A 20,194-nucleotide genomic window follows, 5' to 3' on the forward strand; every position below is an offset into this window, starting at 1 on the left:
CACGAGAGGTAATTATGTCCGTACTCGATCTAAACGCCCTTAATGACCTGCCAAAAGTCGACCGCATTCTGGCGCTGGCGGAAACCAACGCACAGCTCGAAAAGCTGGACGCCGAAGGGCGCGTGGCGTGGGCGCTGGAAAACCTGCCTGGTGAATATGTACTGTCATCAAGCTTTGGTATCCAGGCGGCAGTAAGCCTGCACCTGGTGAATCAGATTCACCCGGATATCCCGGTGATCCTCACCGATACGGGCTATTTGTTCCCGGAAACCTACCAGTTTATTGATGAGTTAACAGACAAGCTCAAGCTTAATCTGCAAGTCTACCGGGCGAAGGAGAGCGCGGCCTGGCAGGAAGCGCGCTACGGCAAACTGTGGGAGCAGGGCGTTGAAGGCATTGAGAAATACAATGAGATCAACAAAGTCGAGCCGATGAACCGCGCGCTTAAAGAACTCAATGCGCAAACCTGGTTTGCCGGTCTGCGCCGCGAGCAGTCGGGCAGCCGGGCGCATTTGCCGGTGCTGGCTATCCAGCGCGGCGTGTTTAAAGTGCTGCCGATCATCGACTGGGACAACCGTACCGTTTACCAGTATCTGCAAAAGCACGGCCTGAAATACCATCCACTGTGGGATCAGGGCTATCTATCAGTTGGTGATACCCATACCACCCGCAAATGGGAGCCGGGTATGGCGGAAGAAGAGACGCGGTTCTTTGGATTGAAGCGCGAGTGCGGATTGCACGAAGGGTGATAAATAGCGGACACCAAATCAATAATTCTACTCCCGGCGTTGCCGGGATTTTTTTATATTTTAGCCAAGTTTGTTATTAATTATATTAAAATTCAATGTAAGTTATAATATACATTATATTATCTAATTAATTGAATTGTAAGATATATTGAGCCGTGTCACGAATTGTTTTCTATAAATACGTAATGATACGAAGACAATTCCTGATTAGCTGGATACGCGGTGTCGATATATTTTTATTGGGGAAAAAGCCGGCAAGTTGAAAAAGATGGTGGCGACGATTACCACCTGCTGTGCTGGCATTCACTGGACGTAGCGGCAGTAGGCTACTGGATGGTGAAAAATAATCTCTACGGGCTTGCTGTTTATTTCCAGAGATTGGGAATAACGAATGTTGAGCAAGCCGCACAATTTTTTGCCTGGTTATTGTGTTGGCATGATATCGGTAAGTTTGCCAGTTCATTTCAACGGCTGTATAGCCATCCCAACCTGCCCGTTCCTTCCGAATGGCGAAAAAACTATGAATCAATCCACCACACGACGCTGGGACACTGGTTATGGAACAGTTGGTTAAGCGAGTTCCCTGAACTATTGCCGGGCTCTCCACTTTCTTCCCGCAAGTTGAAGCGGGTTATCGGTATGTGGATATCGGTGACGACAGGCCATCATGGGCGCCCGCCGCAGGGGATTCGCGAGCTGGATAATTTTCTGCCGCAGGACAAAGACGCGGCCCGGGAATTTTTAACGCGTATTAAATCGCTGTTTCCGCTGATTGATATTCCGCTATTCTGGGATGAAGACGAAGGTATTGTGTTGTTCCAGCACCTCTCATGGCCGATTTCTGCTGCGGTAGTTCTGGCGGACTGGTGTGGTTCGTCCTGCCGTTTTTTCCCTCGCATCGCCTGTTCGATGCCCATCGAAACATACTGGCCACTAGCACTGGATAAAGCGAAGGCCGCGCTTGCTACGATACCGCCTCCTTCTGCGGTTGCTCCTTTCTCCGGTATTCAAACGCTTTTCCCCTTTATTCAGCAGCCCACGCCTTTACAGCAAAAGGTACTTGAGCTGGATATTGATAAAGACTCGCCGCAACTATTCATTCTGGAAGACGTAACGGGCGCAGGTAAAACCGAGGCCGCGTTAATTCTCACTCATCGATTGATGGCGGCAGGAAAAGCGCAGGGGTTGTATTTTGGATTGCCGACGATGGCAACCGCGAATGCCATGTTTGATCGCCTGTCGGAGAGCTGGCTTTCGCTGTACAGGTCGGGTTCTTGCCCCAGTCTGGTGCTGGCGCACAGTGCGCGCGGTTTAATGGACAAATTTAATCAATCAATTTGGTCGACTGAGTCGTCAGGTTCGGAGGAGCTGGATGATAAGCAGCCCTTAAGCCAGGGCTGCGCCGCCTGGTTTGCCGACAGTAATAAGAAAGCGCTGCTGGCTGAAGTGGGCGTCGGCACGCTCGATCAGGCCATGATGGCGGTGATGCCGTTTAAGCATAACAACCTGCGGTTGCTGGGCCTTAGCGACAAAATTCTGCTGGCCGATGAGATCCACGCTTACGACGCCTATATGTCGCGGATTCTGGAAAGTCTGATTGAGCATCAGGCCCGCAGCGGCAACAGTACGATCCTGCTTTCTGCCACGCTCTCACAACAGCAGCGCGATCGGCTGGTGGCCGCATTCGCGCGCGGGGCAGGAAGCCGAGCTGAAGCGCCTTTATTGAGTTATGACGATTATCCCTGGTTGACTCAGGTTATAGGGCAGGAGGTGGTTTCTCAGCATGTGGCGACGCGCAAAGAAGTTGAGCGCAGTGTTAATGTCGGTTGGCTCTATAGCGAGGAATCCTGCATCGCGCGTATTGAACGAGCGGTAAGCAAAGGCAAATGCATCGCGTGGATACGCAATTCGGTGGATGATGCCATTCGGATTTATCGCCAGTTACTCGCCAGAGGCCGTGTTCAGGCCGAACATCTCTCATTATTTCATAGCCGATTTGCTTTTTATGACCGGCAGCGGATTGAGACGCAGACATTGTCGCTATTTGGTAAAGGGGAGAGTACGCAACGTGCCGGTAAAGTTCTTATCGCCACTCAGGTGATTGAGCAGAGTCTCGACATCGATATGGACGAGATGATCTCTGATTTAGCGCCAGTGGATCTCCTGATCCAGCGAGCGGGACGGTTACAGCGCCATATCCGCTATCGCAACGGCAGAGTGAAAGGTAGTGGTCAGGATGAACGCGATGCGCCGGAACTGGTGATCCTCGCACCAGAGTGGGATGGCGCCCCGCAAGAAGATTGGTTTTCCGCTGCCATGCGTAACAGCGCCTATGTCTATCCCGATCATGGCCGCCTATGGCTGACACAGCGCGTGCTGCGGGAGCAGGGAGCCATTCGGATGCCGCAATCTGCCCGGTTGTTGATTGAGTCGGTATACGGTGAAAATGTGGTAATGCCTGACGGTTTTGCGAAAACAGAGAATGCGCAGGAAGGAAAATATTATTGCGATCGGGCGTTTGCCGCGCAGATGTTGCTGAACTTTGCACCGGGATACAGCCCTGAAAGTAGCGACTTCCTTCCGGAGAAGTTGTCGACTCGTCTGGCGGAAGAGTCCATCACGCTATGGCTGGCGAAAAGGGTTGATGGCAACGTCACCCCTTATGCCTCTGGTGCTCATCCCTGGGAGATGAGCGTGCTGCGAGTGCGCCAGAGCTGGTGGGAAAAGCATAAAGATGAGTTTGAACGGCTGGAGGGAGAGGTGCTGCAGAAATGGTGTGTGGAGCAACATCAGAATATGGAGTTTGCCGTGGTGATTGTTGTGTCGGAGGATGCAAACAGCGGCTATACGGCGAGTGAAGGATTGATTGGTAAAGTTGATTAGATTGCCCGGAACCAGATGGCTCCGGGACTTATCCCCGCTGGCGCGGGGAACGTTACAGAACTTAGCTTACAAGTTTTCCCAATAAGCGGTTCAACCCTTAATAAAGGGAACAGATCAAGTGTAGCAGGCATGTCGTAAAGTGTCTTTTGAGGTTTTTTATAAAGTCTTCCCTATAAGCATATATTTTTTGTTTTTCGTGGAGTATTATCACTACAATTCTTATGGGGATGGACATCAGGGCCCTTCATAAGAAGATATGCCCCGAAGCCCAATCACGTTTCTCAGCTTGATAGCGTTCTTTCAGGGATTGGTTGTTTCAATAGTAAATAAGGAATCTGTCATGGAAGAAAAATCAAACCGATGCAAACGGTTGTTCTGTCGGTTGAAGATTCAGTTAGGTAATAAGCTGTCAGCAAGCTTTCAACTGTCAGTTCATTAACACTCCAGGGAACATTAGCGCTATGGATGGCGCATCGTAAGGAAAAGGTATGTTTCCAATAAATTTACTAACAATGCCCTGGCTTCCCGTGCGCTTTAATGACGGCTCGCTGGGCAAGTTGGCCCCCGCCAATCTGGCGGATGAAAACGTGGTGGATATCGCCGCAACGCGAGCTGATTTACAGGGGGCGGCCTGGCAATTTCTGCTGGGATTGCTGCAATGCAGCATTGCGCCAAAAAATAGCGCCCGCTGGGACGATATTTGGGTGGAGGGATTAACGGAAGAAACGCTTCGTGAGGCGCTGACCCCCTTAGAGCATGCCTTTCAGTTCGGTGTTGAATCGCCCTCTTTTATGCAGGATTTTGAACCGTTAACCGGCGAAAAAGTTTCTATAGCTTCGCTGTTGCCGGAAACACCCGGGGCGCAAACCACCAAATTTAATAAAGACCATTTTATCAAACGTGGCGTCACAGAACGTTTTTGCCCGCATTGCGCGGTGTTGGCGCTATTTTCACTGCAACTCAACGCGCCATCCGGCGGCAAAGGCTATCGCACCGGTCTGCGCGGTGGTGGGCCGATGACCACGCTTATCGAGTTACAGGAATATCAGGGTACCCGGCAAACGCCGCTGTGGCGCAAGTTGTGGCTTAACGTGATGCCGCAGGACGCCGCAGAACTTCCTCTGCCAGATTTATATGATGCGTCGATTTTCCCGTGGCTCGCCGCGACGCGCACCAGCGAGCCGCCAGCGAATAGGGTGACGACGCCGGAGCTGGTTAATAAGCTCCAGGCGTACTGGGGCATGCCGCGCCGTATCCGTCTGGATTTTGCCACCACGCAGTCTGGTTTCTGTGATATGTGCGGCGCTGACAGCGACGAGTTGCTCAGCGCGATGACCGTCAAAAACTACGGTGTTAACTATGAAGGCTGGCGACACCCGCTGACGCCGTATCGTCTGCCGATAAAAGAGAGCGATGGGTTCTTTTCCGTGAAACCACAGCCTGGCGGGCTTATCTGGCGGGACTGGCTGGGGTTAAGCCAGGACAACCAGACGGACACGAATAAAGAATATCCGGCGCTGGTGGTCAAAGTGTTTAACGCTCGCAGCCTGAAGGACATCAAGGCGGGTTTGTGGGGCTTTGGGGCGGATTTCGACAATATGAAAATACGCTGCTGGTATGAACATCACTTCCCGATACTTATGACGGAAAATTTGATCCCTCATTTGCGTAAAGCCATGCAAACGGCTACCCGACTCCTCAGCCTTTTACGTAACGCCCTAAAAGACGCCTGGTTCGCCGATGCCAAAGGCGCGCGCGGCGACTTCAGTTTTATTGATATTGATTTCTGGAATCTGACGCAGGGACGTTTTTTGACCCTGATTCACGATCTTGAAAATGGCCAGGAGCCGGGTGACAGGCTGAATAAATGGCAAAGGGAGCTGTGGCTATTTACTCGCCGTTACTTTGACGATCGTGCCTTTACCAACCCCTATGAAGATAACGACCTGAAGCGCAGCATGATGGCACGCAAAAAATATTTTACGACATCGGCGGAAAAGCAAAGCGCAAAAACCGTCAGGGACAAAAAGCAGGAGGCTGCTGAATGAGTATTGTGAAAGAAGATCACAAAGCCAGGCTGCGCAAATGGCATGAGGAGTTGCAGGAGAAGCGCGGCGCACGTGCCAGTCTGCGGCGCAGCATAACGGTAAACGATGCCTGTCTGTCTGAAGGATTTCGCTCCCTGCTGATGCAGACCCATACGCTGTGGAAAATTGAAGGGCAGGAGTGGCGGGTTACCGCGCTGGCGCTGGTTGCTGCACTGGGCGCGAATGTGAAAACGATTGATGAACGCCTGTGTTTTGCCGCGCAGCTTGGGCAGATGACGGGCAATAACCCGGTCATGTCGGAGAAGCGGTTTGCGATATTGTCTGCGGTAAAAACGCCGGATGAACTGCTGCGTCAGCTGCGACGTGCGGTGAAGCTGTTAAAAGGCTCTGTAAACCTGATTTCGCTGGCAGAAGATATTTTCCGCTGGTGTCAGGAAAACGACGATTTGCAAAAGCATCATCGCCGTCAGCAGCGACCCACCGAATTTATCCATATCCGCTGGGCGCTGGAATACTATCAGGCTGGCGAAACCGATAACGAAGAAAATTAATAGGGACTCCAAATGACAACGTTTATTCAGCTCCATTTACTGACCGCTTATCCTGCTGCCAATCTGAACCGTGACGATACCGGTGCGCCGAAAACGGTAGTGCTTGGCGGAGCAACACGTTTGCGTATTTCTTCCCAGAGTCTGAAACGCGCATGGCGCACCTCTGAATTGTTTGAGCAGGCGCTGGCCGGGAATATTGGTATTCGCAGTGGGCGTATTGCGCGTGAGGCGGCGAATATCTTGATAGAAAAAGGTATTGATCCGAAAAAAGCGGTTGAATGGGTAGAGGGTATCGCAAACTGCTTTGGCAAAGTAAAAGCAGATAAGAAAGCGAAAGATGTCCTGAACAACGCCGAAACCGAGCAACTGGTGCACATTAGCCCGGCAGAGTTTGATGCGGTAATTACCCTAGCTCATCGTCTGGCAGAAGAAAAACGTGCGCCAAAAGAGGAAGAGCTGGCGCTGCTACGTAAAGATCGCATGGCCGTCGATATCGCGATGTTTGGCCGCATGCTGGCCAATAAACCAGAGTTCAATATAGAAGCAGCCTGCCAGGTTGCGCATGCCTTCGGCGTCAGTGAAACGATCGTCGAAGACGATTTCTTTACTGCCGTCGACGATTTACGCGCTTCTTCAGATGATGCGGGCGCAGGTCACTTAGGAGAAACCGGTTTTGGCTCGGCACTGTTTTATACCTATATCTGCATTGACAAAGATCTGTTGGTGAAAAATCTCCACGGTAATGAAGAGCTGGCTAATAAAACGTTGCGGGCCTTTACCGAAGCGGCGCTGAAAGTCTCGCCAACCGGCAAACAAAACAGCTTTGCCAGTCGCGCTTATGCCTCTTGGGCGTTGGCGGAAACGGGAACCGATCAGCCTCGTTCCCTGGCTGCGGCATTTTATAATCCGATCAACGGCACCAACCAACTGGATGTGGCGGTAAAACGCATTACCGAGCTGCGTGAAAATATGAAGAAAGTCTATGGTGAGCAAACCAAATCAACCCACTTTGATGTTATGCAGCAACAGGGAAGCATGAAAGACGTCCTGGACTTTATCTGCGCGTAAGGGGCGGCTATGAGCCAATATCTGGTTTTTCAGCTTCATGGGCCAATGGCTTCCTGGGGCGTCGATGCGCCCGGTGAAGTTCGCCATAGTCACGAGCTTCCCTCTCGTTCGGCGTTACTGGGGCTGCTCGCGGCAGCGCTCGGTATTTGTCGTGATGAAGAGGAGCGGTTAAACGATTTCAATCAGCATTATGCTTTTCTGTTGTGTGCCAGCCAGGAACCGCGCTGGGCACGAGATTATCACACAGTCCAGATGCCAAGAGAGGTACGTAAAGCGCGCTATTTTAGCCGCCGGGAAGAGCTGCGCGATCCTGAGTTGCTCAGTGCGCTGATTTCCCGGCGAGACTATTATACCGATGCCTGGTGGATGGTTGGCGTTGCAATGACGCCGGACGCGCCTTATTCGCTGAAGCAGATCCGGGAAGGATTGCAACATCCGGTATTTCCTCTGTATTTGGGGCGAAAAAGCTATCCGCTGGGGTTGCCGCTCGCGCCGGTACTGCTGGAAGGAAGCGCGCCGGATGTCTTACGTGAGGCATATCGTCAGTATGAGAGTAAATTCAAAGCGCTGAAACTTCCTCTGGCGAAATTACAGAATGAATGCTGGTGGGAAGGGGATCACGACGGCTTAACCGCGAATAAAATTTTGCGCCGCCGTGACAGGCCGTTGAGTCGCCAACAATGGTTGTTTGGCGAACGTTCCGTGAATCAAGGGCCATGGCTCAGCAAGGAGGAACAGTGTACCTCTCAAGAATAACGTTACATACCAGCCAGCTTTCGCCTTCACAGCTGCTTCATCTGGTGGATCGTGGCGAATACGTTATGCATCAGTGGCTGTGGGATCTTTTTCCTGGTGGAAAGGATCGGCAGTTCCTTTATCGTCGTGAGGAGTTACAGGGTGCTTTTCGCTTTTTTGTTTTGTCACAGGAACGGCCAGCAGAAAGCGCGATTTTCGACGTGCAGTGCCGCTCGTTCAGCCCTGCGTTAAGCGTTGGTCAGACGTTGCGATTTAACCTGCGTGCTAATCCGACAATTTGTAAAGCAGGTAAACGTCATGATTTGATGATGGAAGCAAAGCGCCAGGTCAAAGCGCAGATGGGTAGTCAGGACATCTGGCTCTGTCAGCAGCAGGCGGCGCTGGCGTGGCTGTCTCGCCAGGGGGAGCAACATGGATTCTCATTGTGTGAGAGTAATGTTGATGCCTATCGGCAGCAGCAGATACGGCGCGAGAAAGCCCGCCAGATGATTCAGTTCAGCAGCGTGGATTATAGTGGCGTGCTGGTGGTCAACGATCCTGAACGATTCCTGCAACGTCTGGCGGTGGGATTCGGTAAAAGCCGGGCGTTTGGCTGCGGCATGATGATGATCAAACCGGGAGATGGTGAGTGACGTTTGTCCCGCTAAGTCCGATTCCCTTAAAAGATCGTACCTCAATGATCTTCCTCCAGTATGGTCAGGTTGACGTACTGGATGGCGCGTTTGTCTTGATCGATAAAAGCGGTATTCGCACGCATATTCCGGTGGGGTCGGTAGCCTGCATTATGCTGGAGCCGGGAACGCGAGTCTCTCATGCCGCAGTGCGACTGGCATCAATAGTCGGGACATTGCTGGTGTGGGTTGGGGAAGCGGGTGTGCGCGTTTACGCTTCCGGCCAGCCCGGAGGGGCACGGGCTGACAAGCTGCTCTATCAGGCCAAATTAGCGCTGGATGATGATTTGCGGCTGAAAGTCGTGCGAAAAATGTATGAATTGCGTTTTCGCGAGCCGCCCCCAGCGCGTCGTTCAGTTGAACAGTTACGCGGTATTGAGGGGGCCCGTGTGCGGCAGACCTATGCCCTGCTGGCAAAACAATACGGCGTAAAATGGAATGGTCGCAACTATGATCCTAAAGACTGGGAAAAAGGCGATGTAGTCAATCGATGTATTAGCGCGGCGACGTCGTGTCTTTATGGGATTTCAGAAGCGGCTATCCTGGCGGCTGGCTATGCACCTGCCATTGGTTTCATTCACAGTGGTAAACCGCTTTCTTTTGTTTATGACATTGCCGATATCATTAAATTCGACTCTGTCGTGCCGAAGGCATTTGAAATTGCTGCCCGCCATCCTGTAGAGCCAGATAGAGAGGTGAGATTGGCCTGTCGCGATATATTTCGTAGTTCTAAGCTGACGAGCAAACTGATACCTCTGATTGAGGAAGTCCTTGACGCTGGCGAAATAGACCCTCCGCAGCCTGCGCCAGATATGCTGCCGCCTGCAATACCGGAACCGGAATTGTTTGGAGATGGTGGTCATAGGGGGCGTGGTGGATGAGTATGGTTGTCGTTGTAACGGAAAACGTTCCGCCGCGTCTGCGAGGGCGTCTCGCCGTCTGGCTGCTGGAAATTCGTGCGGGTGTTTACGTTGGTGATACCTCTAAGCGAATTCGGGAAATGATTTGGCACCAAATCATACAGTTGGGCGGAGCGGGAAACGTTGTGATGGCCTGGGCGACAAACACGGAGTCAGGTTTTGAGTTTCAAACCTGGGGAGAAAATCGCCGTATTCCGGTAGATTTGGATGGACTTAGACTAGTGTCTTTTCTTCCTTTTGATAATCAATAGGTTGAGTGTTCTTTAATAAAACGGAATTGTTGTTCCCAAGTTGGTAGATTGTTACTTGATGAAAATTGCAATAGAAAACAGTTATATATATTTAGTGTGTTCCCCGCGCCAGCGGGGATAAACCGTTTTAATCGAGGGGCTTATTTTTGAAACAACTGTGTTCCCCGCGCCAGCGGGGATAAACCGGTAGTGTGTCTGTATGTTCACCGCGTTAGCGGGTGTTCCCCGCGCCAGCGGGGATAAACCGAAAATTACCAAGATATATTTTAAAAAAATATCGTGTTCCCCGCGCCAGCGGGGATAAACCGGCAATTGAATTTATTTCACTGTCTTGGCCTATGTGTTCCCCGCGCCAGCGGGGATAAACCGTTGTTACGGTAATTTTGCCGGATAGGGAAAATGTGTTCCCCGCGCCAGCGGGGATAAACCGGTTTAATGCGCGTTCGTGGGCTGACAAATCGAGTGTTCCCCGCGCCAGCGGGGATAAACCGACTCATTCACTAATTTGCTGAGGGCTAAATAAGTGTTCCCCGCGCCAGCGGGGATAAACCGTTGTGGCATTGAAATATCCTGATGCCTGGTATGTGTTCCCCGCGCCAGCGGGGATAAACCGGATACTGCCATGCTGGTGGCTGGCGATCTGAAGTGTTCCCCGCGCCAGCGGGGATAAACCGAAAAATCGGTGGAAGAGTTTGGCGCTCGTAAAGTGTTCCCCGCGCCAGCGGGGATAAACCGTTTTAACCCGCCCGTCGATAACGTCATGGCACGTGTTCCCCGCGCCAGCGGGGATAAACCGGTTAAGCAGAAAGGCGCAATTAACCGCATCCCGTGTTCCCCGCGCCAGCGGGGATAAACCGGATTCAGCGTGAATCGGAATTGTCGGGGAAGGTGTGTTCCCCGCGCCAGCGGGGATAAACCGACCCAGGGGGAATGGGAGCACTTGGCGGCTGAGTGTTCCCCGCGCCAGCGGGGATAAACCGGCAACTATCAGCGCCCTTTTTACGCCACGGAAGTGTTCCCCGCGCCAGCGGGGATAAACCCGGATATCCAACATCCTCGCTCCATTCGAATTCGTGTTCCCCGCGCCAGCGGGGATAAACCGTTCCCCTGCGCGAAAATAGTGAATCTCTGAATGTGTTCCCCGCGCCAGCGGGGATAAACCGACGTAAAAGCCAGCGATATTATTACTAATCAAGTGTTCCCCGCGCCAGCGGGGATAAACCGTATTAATACGTGCGCGTGTGGTTCGCGCTATTGTGTTCCCCGCGCCAGCGGGGATAAACCGAATGCGGAACGTGGTTTAATGCGCGTTCGTGGGTGTTCCCCGCGCCAGCGGGGATAAACCGACCGGCGCGTTTTTTTGGGAGGAGCAACGCGAGTGTTCCCCGCGCCAGCGGGGATAAACCGGCGTTTTTTAATCACTTCGCCCGGTTGCAGATCGTGTTCCCCGCGCCAGCGGGGATAAACCGTGCACCAGCAATTCTTCCTGGCGTTCCGGCAGGTGTTCCGTAAGCGTGCAGTGAGAACCGTATTGACGAAGTGAAGCTGGTCAGGCAGGCAGAGTAACCCGCCACGGGAGCAGAGCACCCACCCGGTTCACAGGCCAGTCGGCGATGACATCAAGTACATAATGCAGATAGCGTTCCGGATCCACGCCGTTTAATTTGCACGTCCCGATAAGACTGTACAGTGACGCACCGCGCTCACCACCATGATCCGAGCCGAAGAACAGCCAGTTTTTTCTCCCCAGACTGACCCGTCGTAGGGCGTTTTCGGCAATGTTATTATCCACCTCCACCCAGCCATCTTCTGCATAGCGGATCAGCGCCGGCCACTGGTTCAGCGCATACCCGAACGCCTTCGCCAGTTCTGAGTGCCTTGAGAGGGTTTTCTGTTTCTCCCGCAGCCACCCCTCCAGTGACGCCAGCAGCGGCAGCACTTTTTGGTGCCGGACTGCCTGCCGTTCCTCTGCTCTTTTACCTCTGAGCTCCGACTCGATGGCATACAGCTCGCCGATCCGTTTCAGCGCCTCCTCCGTCAGGGCTGACGGGGTACGGACGTGAACATCGTGGATTTTTCGGCGGGCATGGGCCCAGCACGCGGCTTCCTTTATATGGCCGTCGCGGTAGAGCTCGTTGAACCCGGCGTAGGCATCAGCCTGCAGTACGCCACTGAAGCCTGCAAGATGGGTCTGAGGGTGGATACCTTTTCTGTCCGGGCTGTAAGCGAACCACACTGCGGGGGCCAGCGCTGATCCGGCGTTGCGGTCGTCTCGAACGTACGTCCATAAGCGCCCGGTCTTCGTCTTCTTATTGCCCGGCAACAGCACCGGGACAGGCGTATCGTCAGCATGGAGTTTGCCGTCGGTCAGGACATAGTGCTGAAGGGCTTCATCCAGCGGTGCCAGCAGACGACAACACGCATCCACCCAGCCCGACAGTACAGAACGACTCAACACTACACCCTGGCGGGCATAGATCTCCGACTGGCGATACAGCGGTGTGTGCTCTGCATACTTTGAGGTCAGCACTCGGGCCAGCAGCCCCGGTCCGGCGATCCCCCGTTCGATGGGGCGCGAAGGAGCCGGGGCCTGAACGATGCGATCGCACCGACGGCAGGCATGCTTTTCACGGACTGTCCGGATAACCCGGAAGGCGCTGCGCATCAGCTCCAGCTGTTCGGCGGCATCCTCACCCAGGTAACTCAGCGAACCACCGCACTCCGGGCAACACGGCTCAGTCGGCAGCAGCCGCTTCTCATCCCGTGGGAGTGACTCAGGGAACGGTTTGCGGGTGCGGGTCTGACGCAGCGGGCGCTGCACTGCCGGGTCATCCACCCGGCCGGTCAGCGTATCGCTTTCCTGCTGCAGCAGGTTCAGGTCAGCTTCCATTTGCGCGATACGGCGGGATACCTTTTCGGAACGACTGCCGAAGTTCATCCGGCGCAGCTTATCCAGTTGCGCCTGCAGATGGTCTATTTCGCGTTCCCGGTTGCTCAGCTTTTCCTGCAGGGCGTGGATCAACGCTTCCTGTTCGGCCAGGCGCTGTTTCAGCAGAAGGATGTCGTCAGAAGAGGTGTCGTTCATAAGCCTGTATTTTACCAGGCTTATTCTGCGACAACCAGGATAAAGAGCGCTACAACATGGTCAGGGATGTCAGTAACCGCTTTGGCTGTCGCCAGTCGATACCTTCCATCAGCATCGCCAGTTGCGCCGGCGTCAGGAACACTTTGCCATCGCGGGCTGAGGGCCAGGCGAAGCGACCACGTTCCAGTCGCTTTGTCAGCAGGCACAGACCATCGCCGGTGGACCAGAGCAGTTTTACCTGACTGCCGCTGCGTCCCCGGAAGATGAAGACGTGGCCGGACATCGGGTCATCTTTCAGCGCGGTCTGCACCTTTGCGGCGAGGCCATTGAAGCCGTTGCGCATATCGGTGATACCGGCAACCAGCCAGATTTTTGTGCCTGCGGGAAGATTTATCATACCGGCCCCCGCATCAGTTCGCGCAGGACAGTGCTCATGAGTTCAGCAGAGGGATGAGTCAGTGTTATTTCTCCTCCCCGACATTTTATGTGGCAGGTAGCGGGAGGAGAGCAGGATGGTAGTTCGAAGGTTGGGAGAGAAGAGCCCGCCTGAAGCTGCACGGGTATCAGGGCAGGAAGCGACGATGAGTTTTTTCGGGGCCGACAGACCCGCCCTTCACGCTGCCAGAGCCTTATCCATTTAAAGAGCAGGTTATCATTGACGTCATGTTTCCGGGCCAGTGCGGCAATACTGCCTTCTTCTTCAAGAGCCAGCCTGACCAGTTCCATTTTGAATTCAGGGGAATAGTGTTTCCGGGGAAGTCTTTCTTTAGCGCGCATGAGGTGTCCACCTGCAAAATAAGTGGGTGCTTAAGTTACAGGATCCTGGATTCGGGACCAGACGGTACTCAGACGACGCTTACGGTGTTCCCCGCGCCAGCGGGGATAAACCGGGGCGGCGACTGGAAAACCCTGAGAGATGGGCGTGTTCCCCGCGCCAGCGGGGATAAACCGGCGGCGATAATGGCGGCGATAATGGATATATTGTGTTCCCCGCGCCAGCGGGGATAAACCGGGGATTTAAATAATGAAAATATAGATAGTGACGTGTTCCCCGCGCCAGCGGGGATAAACCGTTTCTTTCTATACTGCATGTAAAGGAAAAATAGTGTTCCCCGCGCCAGCGGGGATAAACCGGCTCCGGTGATAATAGTAAAGATGATGATAATGTGTTCCCCGCGCCAGCGGGGATAAACCGACTAAATAGGTGCGCACAACAGGGATTACGCTGTGTTCCCCGCGCCAGCGGGGATAAACCGAAATTGACGGTGATCTAACTGTTACGGGTTTAGTGTTCCCCGCGCCAGCGGGGATAAACCGCGGTTATCCTGGCAATTCGAACGCTCTAATCCGTGTTCCCCGCGCCAGCGGGGATAAACCGCAATATAAATGCATAGTTTCGGAATTTTTATAGTGTTCCCCGCGCCAGCGGGGATAAACCGACACATTAGAATGTGGCCGTTCTGCGTGGGAGGTGTTCCCCGCGCCAGCGGGGATAAACCGTTTTTACGGTAATTTTGCCGGATAGGGAAAATGTGTTCCCCGCGCCAGCGGGGATAAACCGAGCCTAATTTCCCCGTTACAACATAAACAGCCGTGTTCCCCGCGCCAGCGGGGATAAACCGGTGCTGATACATTTGCTTCGTATAAAGGCTGTGTGTTCCCCGCGCCAGCGGGGATAAACCGAGCAGAACGCCTATATTTACCTCGGCGCGGAAGTGTTCCCCGCGCCAGCGGGGATAAACCGGATAAACAGGCGCGTGTTGCGCTGGCTGAGCAGTGTTCCCCGCGCCAGCGGGGATAAACCGCGCCATTAGTGACACTGCGTTAAACGTCGCCAGTGTTCCCCGCGCCAGCGGGGATAAACCGTTCGCGCCAGCGCGTGGAGTACCGCAGCAAATGTGTTCCCCGCGCCAGCGGGGATAAACCGACGGCGGACGCCCGTCAGGTGGAGGGCATGTTGTGTTCCCCGCGCCAGCGGGGATAAACCGTACCCCGAGCGCATCATCGAGGCTATCCAATAGTGTTCCCCGCGCCAGCGGGGATAAACCGATCGCAAATTATGTTTACCACAATCCCCGCTCGTGTTCCCCGCGCCAGCGGGGATAAACCGTTCACCAACTTTAATTGGCTTGCATCGGAAATGTGTTCCCCGCGCCAGCGGGGATAAACCGCCAGGCCAGGCAGCGCTACAGAGTCCATGCCCGTGTTCCCCGCGCCAGCGGGGATAAACCGCATGATGACCCCTCGCCAACGCAGAACACAACGTGTTCCCCGCGCCAGCGGGGATAAACCGTCGTCATGAATCTGGCTAGTCGTGGCATTCATGTGTTCCCCGCGCCAGCGGGGGTAAACCGGCTATATCGATTATCTGGCGATGAATATGCTGGTGTTCCCCGCGCCAGCGGGGATAAACCGGACTGATGTTAAAAACTGGTTCCAGTCATTCAGTGTTCCCTGCGCCAGCGGGGATAAACCGATACCAATGGTATCATGTAAAGCTATTTTTATGTGTTCCCCGCGCCAGCGGGGATAATCCACTTTGAAAGCAGAAATATTATGTGGCTGGATGGGTTACGAGGATTTTCCCGCTTTTGCCAGTTCTTTCACCAGCGGGAGCATAATGCGTACCACGTCGCGGCTACGGTGCTCTATCCTGCCCGGTAAGGCTTTATCGATATGCTGCTGGTTATCCAGTCGCACATCGTGCCAGCTGTTGCCTGCCGGGAACGAGGCGCTTTTGGCGCGCTGTTGATAGCCATCTTTCTTGCCCAGACTCCAGTTGGTTGCTTCAACGGAGAGCACGGCAATGCCCGCATCGTCGAAGACCTCTGCATCGTTACAACATCCAGTACCTTTCGGATAGTTTTTGTTCAGTCCCGGATTGGTGCTGGCTACGATACCGCGGCTGTGCGCGATGGCCAGCGCCCGGTCACGCGTCAATTTTCGCACCGCTTCCGGGGTTTTCTTACCGCTATTGAAATAGAGCTTATCGCCGACGATCAGGTTATCGAGGTTGATAACCAGCAGCGTATTTTTCTTCTCGGCGGCGCTCATTCGCTTCAGGATGTTCTCCGCGCCCAGTTTGCCTTCTTCCTCGCCGCTGGTGGCGATAAATCGAATGCCGTACTGCGTCGGCACGTCTTTGAGTTTTTCCGCCAGTTCCAGCATCACGCCAAGTCCTGCGGCGTTGTCATCAATACCTTGCAGGGTCAATCCACCCAGATTGGCATCGGAATCGGCGTCGCTCTGTGCGGCGTAGGTGTCGAGGTGCGCCATGATAATAATCTGCTGTGGCGCTTTACCCTCATGTGCGGCAATAACGGTACTCCCCGTGACGTTATGCCAGTTTTTACGGTTATTTTTGGCGGTATAAACATAACGGCTATTAAACGTTCGAATATCACTGCTGTAGCCCATCTGCTGAAATTGCTGACGAATATAATCAGCAGACAACATTTCTGCCGGAGAGCCCGTTACGCGGCCTGGGAAAAACGTTGCGATATATCGAGCCTGGGTATTTGCGATATCTCCAGGTTTGGAAGATGTTGCCTGTGCGGGAAGGATAAAGCACGCGCCGAGCGCCAGGATTGCAAGAAGGGGGCGCGTTGCGGAAAACATAATGAGTCCTTAAATACCAAGCAGAAATTTTTAGCCGCTAGTATGAAACCGTGATCGAGGTAAAACAATTTCATTTGCTCCTAAATGCCCTAAATTCGGTAGCTTAAGCACTTTTTGATATTTGCTTTTCCGGATCGTTATTCCTTTGAGGAACTACTCATTCCAATTCGTAATTTCATTCGCCCTCTTGCCCTCCCTATAGTCAGGTTATCTGAGCATCGTTAGCAAAATAACGGCATTACATAGGAACGGTTATGGATCAAAAACGACTTACCCACCTGCGGCAACTGGAAGCGGAAAGCATCCATATTATTCGTGAGGTGGCCGCCGAGTTTTCGAATCCGGTGATGATGTATTCCATCGGCAAAGATTCCAGCGTAATGCTGCATCTGGCGCGTAAAGCATTTTATCCTGGCACGTTACCGTTCCCTCTGCTGCACGTTGATACTGGCTGGAAATTCAGCGAGATGTACGAGTTTCGTGACCGCACGGCGAAAACCTACGGTTGTGAACTGCTGGTGCATAAAAACCCGGAAGGGGTGGCGATGGGCATCAACCCGTTTGTTCACGGTAGCGCCAAGCATACCGATATTATGAAAACCGAAGGGTTGAAGCAGGCGTTGAACAAATACGGTTTCGACGCCGCGTTCGGTGGCGCTCGTCGTGACGAAGAGAAATCGCGTGCCAAGGAGCGCATTTATTCTTTCCGCGATCGTTTTCATCGCTGGGACCCTAAAAATCAGCGTCCGGAACTGTGGCATAACTACAACGGACAGATTAACAAAGGCGAAAGCATTCGCGTATTCCCGCTCTCCAACTGGACTGAACAGGATATCTGGCAGTACATCTGGCTGGAAAATATCGACATCGTGCCGCTGTACCTGGCGGCGGAGCGTCCGGTGCTGGAACGCGACGGCATGCTGATGATGATTGATGACGACAGAATCGATCTGCAACCGGGCGAAGTGATTAAAAAACGCATGGTGCGTTTCCGTACGCTCGGCTGCTGGCCGTTAACAGGCGCGGTGGAGTCGAATGCGCAGACGCTGCCTGAAATCATCGAAGAGATGCTGGTCTCAACCACCAGTGAACGTCAGGGCCGCGTGATTGACCGCGACCAGGCGGGCTCCATGGAGCTGAAGAAACGTCAGGGGTATTTCTAAGGAGCCGCCATGAACACGACACTTGCACAACAAATTGCTAATGAAGGCGGCGTTGAAGCCTGGATGGTCGCCCAGCAACACAAAAGCCTGCTGCGTTTTTTAACCTGCGGTAGCGTGGATGACGGGAAAAGCACCCTGATTGGTCGCCTGCTGCACGACACGCGTCAGATTTATGAAGACCAGCTTTCATCGCTGCACAACGACAGTAAACGTCACGGTACTCAGGGCGAAAAGCTCGATCTGGCGTTATTGGTTGACGGCTTGCAAGCCGAGCGCGAGCAGGGCATCACCATCGACGTGGCTTACCGTTATTTCTCTACCGAGAAGCGTAAATTTATTATTGCGGATACTCCCGGTCATGAGCAATACACCCGCAACATGGCGACCGGTGCGTCGACTTGCGACCTGGCGATCCTGCTGATCGATGCGCGTAAAGGCGTGCTGGATCAGACCCGTCGTCACAGCTTTATCTCCACTCTACTTGGGATCAAACACCTGGTGGTGGCGATCAACAAAATGGATCTGGTGAACTTTAGCGAAGAGACATTTAACCGCATTCGCGAAGACTATCTTACTTTTGCTGAACAGTTGCCGGGCAACCTGGATATCCGGTTTGTGCCGCTCTCTGCGCTGGAAGGCGACAACGTGGCTTCACAAAGCGCCAGCATGTCGTGGTACAGCGGTCCGACGCTACTGGAAGTACTGGAAACCGTTGAGATCCAGCGCATAGTTGATACTCAGCCGATGCGCTTCCCGGTGCAGTATGTGAACCGACCGAATCTGGATTTTCGTGGTTATGCCGGGACGCTGGCCTCCGGTAGTGTGAAGGTAGGGCAACGTGTCAAAGTGCTGCCATCCGGCGTTGAGTCGAGCGTGGCGCGAATCGTAACCTTTGATGGCGATTTACAGGAAGCGCATGCGGGTGAAGCGATCACCCTGGTATTGAAAGATGAGATCGATATCAGCCGGGGCGACCTGCTGCTTGATGCCGGTGAAGCGTTACCTGCGGTACAAAGCGCTGCCGTTGATGTGGTGTGGATGGCGGAACAACCGTTGTCGCCTGGGCAGAGCTACGACATCAAAGTCGCCGGTAAGAAGACCCGCGCACGCGTTGATAACGTGCAGTACCAGATTGATATTAATAACCTGACCCAACGTGATGTTGAAGCGTTGCCGCTAAACGGCATCGGTCTGGTTAATCTGACTTTTGATGAGCCGCTGGTGCTGGATACCTATCAGCAGAATCCGGTTACGGGCGGGCTGATTATCATTGACCGCCTGACCAACGTTACCGTTGGCGCGGGGCTGGTACGTGAGCCAATCGTCCAGGATCACGCCGCGGCTTCTCAGTTCAGCGCGTTTGAGCTGGAGCTTAATGCGTTAGTGCGTCGCCATTTCCCGCACTGGGGCGCGCGCGATCTGCTGGGAGGAAAATAATGGCGCTGCATGACGAAAACGTCGTCTGGCATGCCCATCCTGTTACACCGCAACAGCGGGAACAACGCCACGGTCATCGTGGTGTTGTGCTGTGGTTTACCGGGCTGTCTGGTTCCGGTAAATCAACGGTAGCAGGGGCGCTGGAAGAGGCGTTGCACAAGCTGGGAGTGAGTACCTATTTGTTGGATGGCGATAACGTGCGCCACGGCCTGTGCAGCGATCTTGGGTTTAGCGATGCCGATCGTAAGGAGAATATTCGTCGGGTTGGCGAGGTGGCTAACCTGATGGTGGATGCGGGTCTTGTGGTGTTGACCGCCTTTATCTCTCCACATCGCGCCGAACGCAAAATGGTCCGTGAACGCGTTGGCGAAGGGCGTTTTATTGAGGTTTTTGTCGACACGCCGCTGGCAACGTGCGAATTACGCGATCCAAAAGGGCTGTATAAAAAAGCGCGGGCGGGTGAGTTGCGCAATTTCACCGGAATTGATTCCGTATACGAAGCGCCTGAATCGCCAGAGATTCACCTTGATGGTGAACAATTGGTAACAAATTTGGTACCCCAATTATTAGACCTGCTGAGGCAGGAAGATATTATCAGATCCTGAGACACCCGAGCTTGTATGCCCGGTCAGTCACGGTCACAGGATTAGATATGCGTAACAGCCATAACATTACTATTACAGAGTCAGATACCTTCGCCGCCGACGATGAAACCACCTGGTCACTACCGGGTGCTGTGGTCGGTTTTATCGCGTGGCTGTTGGCGCTGGGGATTCCGTTTCTGATTTATGGCCCTAACACACTCTTTTTCTTCATTTATACCTGGCCCTTTTTCCTCGCATTGCTGCCCGTGGCGATTGTCGCGGGTATTGCGCTGCACTCCCTATTGAAGGGGCTGTTGCTGCTGAGTATTACCTGCACCCTACTGGTGGTTGGGGCGATGTTTGGCGCGCTATTTCTGTGGTTGTTAGGTTAGGCAAACGCCTTTTTTTAA

16 protein-coding genes and 2 CRISPR repeat arrays are annotated in these 20,194 nt (G+C 53.5%); of the genes, 13 read left to right on the top strand and 3 right to left on the bottom strand.

The genetic code is table 11. From position 1 onward, the window contains the following. Positions 1–14: 14 nt before the first annotated feature. The 9 genes from cysH (at position 15) to cas2e (ending at position 9,897) form a co-directional block, all read left to right on the top strand. Positions 15–749 carry a phosphoadenosine phosphosulfate reductase gene (gene cysH / locus HV229_RS05305; RefSeq protein WP_019077568.1) on the top strand — a complete coding sequence of 245 codons (735 nt, stop codon included), beginning with the start codon at positions 15–17 and terminating at the stop codon, positions 747–749. Between the two features lie 222 nt (positions 750–971). Continuing rightward, entirely contained in the window at positions 972–3,632 is a 2,661-nt protein-coding gene (cas3, locus tag HV229_RS05310; protein ID WP_181547023.1) for a CRISPR-associated helicase Cas3', read from the top strand. 488 nt (positions 3,633–4,120) lie between these two features. Beyond that, on the top strand, positions 4,121–5,680 hold the full coding sequence (gene casA / locus HV229_RS05315; protein WP_181547024.1) for a type I-E CRISPR-associated protein Cse1/CasA: 1,560 nt from the start codon (positions 4,121–4,123) through the stop codon (positions 5,678–5,680). Continuing rightward, complete coding sequence (gene casB / locus HV229_RS05320; RefSeq protein WP_181547026.1) at positions 5,677–6,231, top strand: type I-E CRISPR-associated protein Cse2/CasB; 555 nt, start codon at positions 5,677–5,679, stop codon at positions 6,229–6,231. The genes casA and casB overlap by 4 nt, the downstream gene beginning before the upstream one ends. Positions 6,232–6,243: 12 nt before the next feature. Then, positions 6,244–7,299, top strand: coding sequence for a type I-E CRISPR-associated protein Cas7/Cse4/CasC (gene cas7e, locus HV229_RS05325; RefSeq protein WP_181547028.1), 1,056 nt, complete (start codon positions 6,244–6,246; stop codon positions 7,297–7,299). A 9-nt stretch (positions 7,300–7,308) separates the two neighbouring features. Continuing rightward, entirely contained in the window at positions 7,309–8,055 is a 747-nt protein-coding gene (gene cas5e / locus HV229_RS05330; protein WP_075847524.1) for a type I-E CRISPR-associated protein Cas5/CasD, read from the top strand. Further along, positions 8,037–8,687, top strand: a complete 651-nt coding sequence (gene cas6e / locus HV229_RS05335; protein WP_181547031.1) for a type I-E CRISPR-associated protein Cas6/Cse3/CasE — start codon at positions 8,037–8,039, stop codon at positions 8,685–8,687. The genes cas5e and cas6e overlap by 19 nt, the downstream gene beginning before the upstream one ends. Continuing rightward, positions 8,684–9,607, top strand: a complete 924-nt coding sequence (gene cas1e / locus HV229_RS05340) for a type I-E CRISPR-associated endonuclease Cas1e (RefSeq protein ID WP_019077561.1) — start codon at positions 8,684–8,686, stop codon at positions 9,605–9,607. The genes cas6e and cas1e overlap by 4 nt, the downstream gene beginning before the upstream one ends. Beyond that, positions 9,604–9,897: a type I-E CRISPR-associated endoribonuclease Cas2e gene (gene cas2e / locus HV229_RS05345; RefSeq protein ID WP_019077560.1), complete on the top strand. Its 294-nt coding sequence runs from the start codon at positions 9,604–9,606 to the stop codon at positions 9,895–9,897. Before cas1e ends, cas2e begins: the two co-directional genes overlap by 4 nt. Positions 9,898–9,993: 96 nt before the next feature. Then, positions 9,994–11,366: a CRISPR direct-repeat array (repeat unit 29 nt; unit sequence GTGTTCCCCGCGCCAGCGGGGATAAACCG). An 80-nt stretch (positions 11,367–11,446) separates the two neighbouring features. Here cas2e and HV229_RS05350 read toward each other — a convergent pair. The 3 genes from HV229_RS05350 to HV229_RS05365 all read right to left on the bottom strand — a co-directional run bounded on the left by HV229_RS05350 (position 11,447) and on the right by HV229_RS05365 (position 16,600). Beyond that, a complete protein-coding gene (locus tag HV229_RS05350; protein WP_016239903.1) occupies positions 11,447–12,982 on the bottom strand; it encodes an IS66 family transposase in 1,536 nt (511 codons plus the stop codon). Between the two features lie 49 nt (positions 12,983–13,031). Then, positions 13,032–13,379 carry an IS66 family insertion sequence element accessory protein TnpB gene (tnpB, locus tag HV229_RS05355; RefSeq protein ID WP_000609174.1) on the bottom strand — a complete coding sequence of 116 codons (348 nt, stop codon included), beginning with the start codon at positions 13,377–13,379 and terminating at the stop codon, positions 13,032–13,034. A 464-nt stretch (positions 13,380–13,843) separates the two neighbouring features. Further along, positions 13,844–15,519: direct repeats of the CRISPR family, unit length 29 nt; unit sequence GTGTTCCCCGCGCCAGCGGGGATAAACCG. Between the two features lie 34 nt (positions 15,520–15,553). After that, on the bottom strand, positions 15,554–16,600 hold the full coding sequence (locus HV229_RS05365) for an aminopeptidase (protein WP_019077559.1): 1,047 nt from the start codon (positions 16,598–16,600) through the stop codon (positions 15,554–15,556). 254 nt (positions 16,601–16,854) lie between these two features. Here HV229_RS05365 and cysD point away from each other — a divergent pair, with 254 nt between their 5' ends. From cysD to HV229_RS05385, 4 genes are read left to right on the top strand one after another with little or no spacing between them, the layout of a single operon-like run. Continuing rightward, positions 16,855–17,763 (top strand): sulfate adenylyltransferase subunit CysD, encoded by a 909-nt coding sequence (gene cysD, locus HV229_RS05370; RefSeq protein WP_096755915.1) that lies wholly within the window; start codon positions 16,855–16,857, stop codon positions 17,761–17,763. A 9-nt stretch (positions 17,764–17,772) separates the two neighbouring features. Further along, the gene (gene cysN, locus HV229_RS05375; protein ID WP_049040376.1) at positions 17,773–19,200 is read left to right on the top strand and encodes a sulfate adenylyltransferase subunit CysN; all 1,428 of its coding nucleotides are present in this window, start codon (positions 17,773–17,775) and stop codon (positions 19,198–19,200) included. Further along, positions 19,200–19,805: an adenylyl-sulfate kinase gene (cysC, locus tag HV229_RS05380; RefSeq protein ID WP_019077557.1), complete on the top strand. Its 606-nt coding sequence runs from the start codon at positions 19,200–19,202 to the stop codon at positions 19,803–19,805. The genes cysN and cysC overlap by 1 nt, the downstream gene beginning before the upstream one ends. Positions 19,806–19,852: 47 nt before the next feature. Then, positions 19,853–20,176: a DUF3561 family protein gene (locus HV229_RS05385; RefSeq protein ID WP_016154211.1), complete on the top strand. Its 324-nt coding sequence runs from the start codon at positions 19,853–19,855 to the stop codon at positions 20,174–20,176. The last annotated feature ends 18 nt before the right edge of the window (positions 20,177–20,194 follow it).

It is taken from the genome of Citrobacter sp. RHBSTW-00524, assembly GCF_013747755.1.
Taxonomy (GTDB): domain Bacteria; phylum Pseudomonadota; class Gammaproteobacteria; order Enterobacterales; family Enterobacteriaceae; genus Citrobacter; species Citrobacter braakii.